The 4194-nt window shown below is 63.4% G+C and carries 4 protein-coding genes and 1 pseudogene; all 5 read left to right on the forward strand.

Features of this window, described 5'->3' with window-relative positions; all coding sequences use genetic code 11:
• A pseudogene (locus tag RMO23_RS08895) lies at positions 1 to 474 on the forward strand (acetyl-CoA C-acyltransferase); the annotation flags it as partial.
• 191 nt (positions 475 to 665) lie between these two features.
• Complete coding sequence (locus tag RMO23_RS08900; RefSeq protein ID WP_309680613.1) at positions 666 to 1430, forward strand: SDR family oxidoreductase; 765 nt, start codon at positions 666 to 668, stop codon at positions 1428 to 1430.
• A complete protein-coding gene (locus RMO23_RS08905; RefSeq protein ID WP_405041585.1) occupies positions 1430 to 2017 on the forward strand; it encodes a 2-hydroxychromene-2-carboxylate isomerase in 588 nt (195 codons plus the stop codon). Before RMO23_RS08900 ends, RMO23_RS08905 begins: the two co-directional genes overlap by 1 nt.
• Complete coding sequence (locus tag RMO23_RS08910; protein ID WP_309680616.1) at positions 2014 to 2802, forward strand: enoyl-CoA hydratase; 789 nt, start codon at positions 2014 to 2016, stop codon at positions 2800 to 2802. Before RMO23_RS08905 ends, RMO23_RS08910 begins: the two co-directional genes overlap by 4 nt.
• A 117-nt stretch (positions 2803 to 2919) precedes the next feature.
• Positions 2920 to 3747 carry an NAD(P)-dependent oxidoreductase gene (locus RMO23_RS08915; RefSeq protein WP_309680619.1) on the forward strand — a complete coding sequence of 276 codons (828 nt, stop codon included), beginning with the start codon at positions 2920 to 2922 and terminating at the stop codon, positions 3745 to 3747.
• The last annotated feature ends 447 nt before the right edge of the window (positions 3748 to 4194 follow it).

The following is a 4194-nucleotide window of genomic DNA, read 5'->3' on the forward strand; positions in this document are numbered from 1 at the left end:
GCGGCGCGGGGCTCGGTCACGGCCGGCAACAGCTCGCAAACCTCCGACGGTGCCGGCGCGTTGATCCTGGCGAGCGAAAAGGCGGTCGAGGAATTTGGCTTGACCCCGCTGGCGCGCTTTGTCAGCTACGCCGCCAAGGGCGTGCCGCCGCACATCATGGGCATAGGCCCGATTGAAGCCATTCCGGCCGCGCTGCGTTATGCCGGCCTGCAGCAGGACGACATCGACTGGTTCGAGCTGAACGAGGCGTTTGCGGCGCAGTCGCTGGCCGTCATCAACACCCTGGGGCTGAATGCCGCCAAGGTCAACCCGATGGGCGGCGCGATTGCGCTGGGCCATCCGCTGGGCGCCACCGGCGCGATCCGGGCCGCCACGGTCATCCACGCACTGCAGCGCCATCAGCTCAAATACGGCATGGTGACGATGTGCGTGGGCATGGGGCAGGGCGCCGCCGGCATTTTTGAGCGGGTTTAAGCCATTTTCCTGGCATTTTACGGCTCTCGCCCAATCAGGATGTGCACTTTAAGCTATTGATTTGATAGCAAGTCGGGCCTGGGGTGCTGACCGGGCCGCGCAGCGGTGGTGCGAAAGCGCTACGCTGCGGGTGAGCGCCAGCCAGATCGCTGCCAGAGCGCCTATTGCAAAGAATAGCCAGGAGAATTCCCATGACCTTGCCCCGCGTTCCGCCCCTGTCGCCCCCGCGAGTCGCGCTGATCATAGGCGCGGGCGACGCCACGGGCGGTGCCATTGCCCGGCGTTTTGCCCGCGAAGGCTACACCGCCTGCGTGACACGCCGCAGCCTGGACAAGCTGCAGCCGCTGCTCGACCAGATCCATGCCGAAGGCGGGCAAGCCCATGGCTTTGCCTCCGACGCGCGCAAGGAAGATGAAGTGGTCGCGCTGGTGGACACCATCGAGGCCAGCATCGGGGCTATCGAGGTGCTGGTGTTCAACATCGGCGCCAACGTGCCCGCCAGCATCCTCGACGAGACCGCACGCAAGTACTTCAAGGTCTGGGAGATGGCCTGCTTCGGCGGGTTCCTGAATGGCCGCGAGGTGGCCAGACGCATGGTGGCGCGTGCCGGCGACGGACCCAAGGGCAGCATCATCTTCACCGGGGCCACCGCCTCATTGCGCGGTGCGGCCCACTTCGCCGCGTTTTCCGGCGCCAAACAAGCGCTGCGTGCCCTGGCCCAAAGCATGGCGCGCGAGCTCGGGCCGCGCGGCATCCATGTGGCCCATGTGGTGGTCGATGGCGCGATTGACACGGCGTTTATTCGCGACAGCTTTCCCGAGCGTTACGCGCTGAAGGCCGAGGACGGTATCCTCAACCCCGAGCACATTGCCGACAGCTACTGGATGCTGCACCAGCAGCCGCGTGACGCCTGGACCCATGAGCTTGATTTGCGGCCCTATCTGGAGAAATTTTGATGCAGTCGTTTGAATTCTGGTTTGACTATGGCAGCCCCGCCGCCTACCTGGCCTGGACCCAGTTGCCCCGCCTGGAGGCCGAGACCGGCGCCACCGCGGTTTACCAACCCATGCTGCTGGGCGGCGTGTTCCAGGCCACGGGCAACCAGTCGCCCATGGCGATTGCGGCCAAGGGCGCCTACGCCTTCACGGATCTGGCGCGTTTTGCCCGGCGCTACGGCGTGCCGCTTGGCAACAACCCGCATTTCCCGATCAACACCCTGATGCTGATGCGCGGCGCCGTGGCGCTGCAAATGCGCGACGAGGCGCGCTTGCCGGCCTACAGCAAGGCCGTGTTCGAGGCCATCTGGGTCGACGCCGCCAACCTGAATGACCCGGCCACCGTGGGCAAAACCCTGGCCGCTGCCGGCTTTGACCCGATGGCGCTGCTGGCGCTGGCCGGCGAGCAGGCGGTGAAGGACCGGTTGAAGGAGCTCACCCGGCAGGCCGTGGCCCGCGGCGTGTTTGGCGCCCCCACCTTTTTTGTCGGCGACCAGATGTTCTGGGGCCAGGACCGTATCGATTTTGTCAAGGAAGCACTGCAATGAGCACCCCCCCGGAAAACCGCCCGCAAGACATTCTGGCCCACACCGATGCCGGTGTGACCACCCTCACCCTGAACCGTGTGGACAAGAAAAACTCCATCACCGCCGCCATGTACGGCGCCCTGGCCGATGCGCTGGAAGCGGCCCGCCAGGACGCGGCGGTGCGCGCCGTGGTGATTCAGGGCCATGAAACCATTTTTTCGGCCGGCAATGACATTGGCGACTTTCTGAATCATCCGCCGTCCACGCCCGACGCGCCGGTGTTTCGCTTTCTGCGCGGCATCAGCAGCTTTCCCAAGCCCATCGTGGCGGCGGTCTGCGGCCCGGCGGTGGGCATAGGCACCACCATGCTGCTGCACTGCGACCTGATCTATGCCGGCGACAACGCGGCGTTTTCGATGCCCTTCGTCAACCTGGGCCTGTGCCCCGAAGCCGCGTCCAGCCTGCTGGTGCCCCAGCTCATGGGTTACCCGCGCGCCGCCGAGGCGCTGCTGCTGGGCGAGCCCTTCATGGCCGAAACCGCGCTGGAAATGGGCCTGATCAACCGCATCGTGCCGCCGGCCGAGGCCAGCGCGCTGGCGCAAAGGCAGGCCCTCAGACTCGCCGCCAAACCGCTCAGCGCCCTGATGGAGACCAAACGGCTGATGAAAAAAGGCAACGCCGCCGCCGTGGCCGAGCGCGTGGCCGAAGAGTGCGCCAGCTTTGGCCGCATGCTGCAGGAACCGGCCGCGCGCGAGGCGTTCACCGCCTTCATGGCCAAACGCAAGCCGGATTTCTCGAAACTCTGATCTGGGCAGCCTGTGCCAGGTTAAATGAGCCGTTTCAGGCATCAAAAGTGCCTCTAGCCCAGTAACAATGCGCGTTAGCAGCTATTAAAAATATAGCAATTGCAAGGAGATACCGACATGACACTCAAAGGCAAGACCCTCTTCATCACCGGCGCCTCACGCGGTATCGGGCTGGCCATCGCCACCCGCGCGGCGCTTGATGGCGCCAACATCGTGATCCTGGCCAAGACGACCGACCCCAACCCCAAGTTGCCGGGCACGATCTACAGCGCGGCCGAAGCCGTGAAAGCTGCGGGCGGCCAGGCGCTGCCGCTGGCGGTGGACATCCGCGATGAAGACGCGGTGACGGACGCGGTGGCCAGGGCGGTGCAAGCCTTTGGCGGCATCGACATTCTGGTCAACAATGCCAGCGCCATCAGCCTCACCGACACCGAGCACACGCCGATGAAGCGCTACGACCTGATGAATGGCATCAACGCGCGCGGCACCTACCTGTGTACCCAGGCCTGTCTGGCCGAGCTGAAAAAGTCCGCGCAGGCCGGGCGCAACCCGCAGGTGCTCAATATGTCGCCGCCGCTGTCCATGAAGCCGCACTGGTTTGAGAACCATACCGCCTACACCATGGCCAAGTACGGCATGAGCATGTGCACGCTGGGCCATGCGGGCGAGTTCAAAAAATACGGCATCGCCGTCAACAGCCTGTGGCCGCGCACGGCGATTGCCACGGCGGCGCTGCAGATGATTCCGGGCGTGGACCTGGCGCGCTGCCGCAAGCCCGAGATCCTGTCCGACGCCGCCTACCTGATTTTGACCAGCCCGGGCTCCCACACCGGCAATTTCTACCTGGACGACACGCTGCTGGCCGCGCACGGCGTGACCGACCTGGAAAAATACTCGGTAACACCGGGAACGACGGACTTCATTCCTGATTTTTTTGTCGATTGACGGCTAGCGCCAGGCTTGCCTCGCGGGTGTTCAGGGCAAGCAGTAGCAATATCGTGTCAAAAATTACCCAACATTACGTTTAATTTCTATAGTTACAAAAATACACATATAGACCTGCTGAACGTGAATGACGAGAGGTTGAGGTCTTTTGCATTAGAGTAACAGGGGGTTACGCCTGTACGGCGACCGCAGGGCGGATGTTTCGGCGCAAGCTTGCCCATTCCCCGCCATTCCCCGCCATTTCCCTGCCCGTTTCCTCCCGGCAGACTACCCACTTTGATGGATTGCCGGCCGGCCGGACCTCGCGATAAAGTTCACCAAGCCCAAAAAATTGTGATTATTAAATCGTATTTGTAATCAACTGTATGCGGGTCTTGGGCGAATTTGTGCCAACGCGGGGTCGCGCCTACCCTGGCTCAGGAGGTCCATGATGAAGTTCCAAAGAAC

Source organism: Polaromonas sp. (genome assembly GCF_031411155.1).
Lineage (GTDB): Bacteria > Pseudomonadota > Gammaproteobacteria > Burkholderiales > Burkholderiaceae_C > Polaromonas.

What these genes read in the sequence shown, in the direction of transcription:
- RMO23_RS08905 (WP_405041585.1), top strand. Translation starts at nt 1,430, where the DNA reads ATGCAGTCGTTTGAATTCTGGTTTGACTATGGCAGCCCCGCCGCCTAC.
- RMO23_RS08900 (WP_309680613.1), top strand. Translation starts at nt 666, where the DNA reads ATGACCTTGCCCCGCGTTCCGCCCCTGTCGCCCCCGCGAGTCGCGCTG.
- RMO23_RS08910 (WP_309680616.1), top strand. Translation starts at nt 2,014, where the DNA reads ATGAGCACCCCCCCGGAAAACCGCCCGCAAGACATTCTGGCCCACACC.
- RMO23_RS08915 (WP_309680619.1), top strand. Translation starts at nt 2,920, where the DNA reads ATGACACTCAAAGGCAAGACCCTCTTCATCACCGGCGCCTCACGCGGT.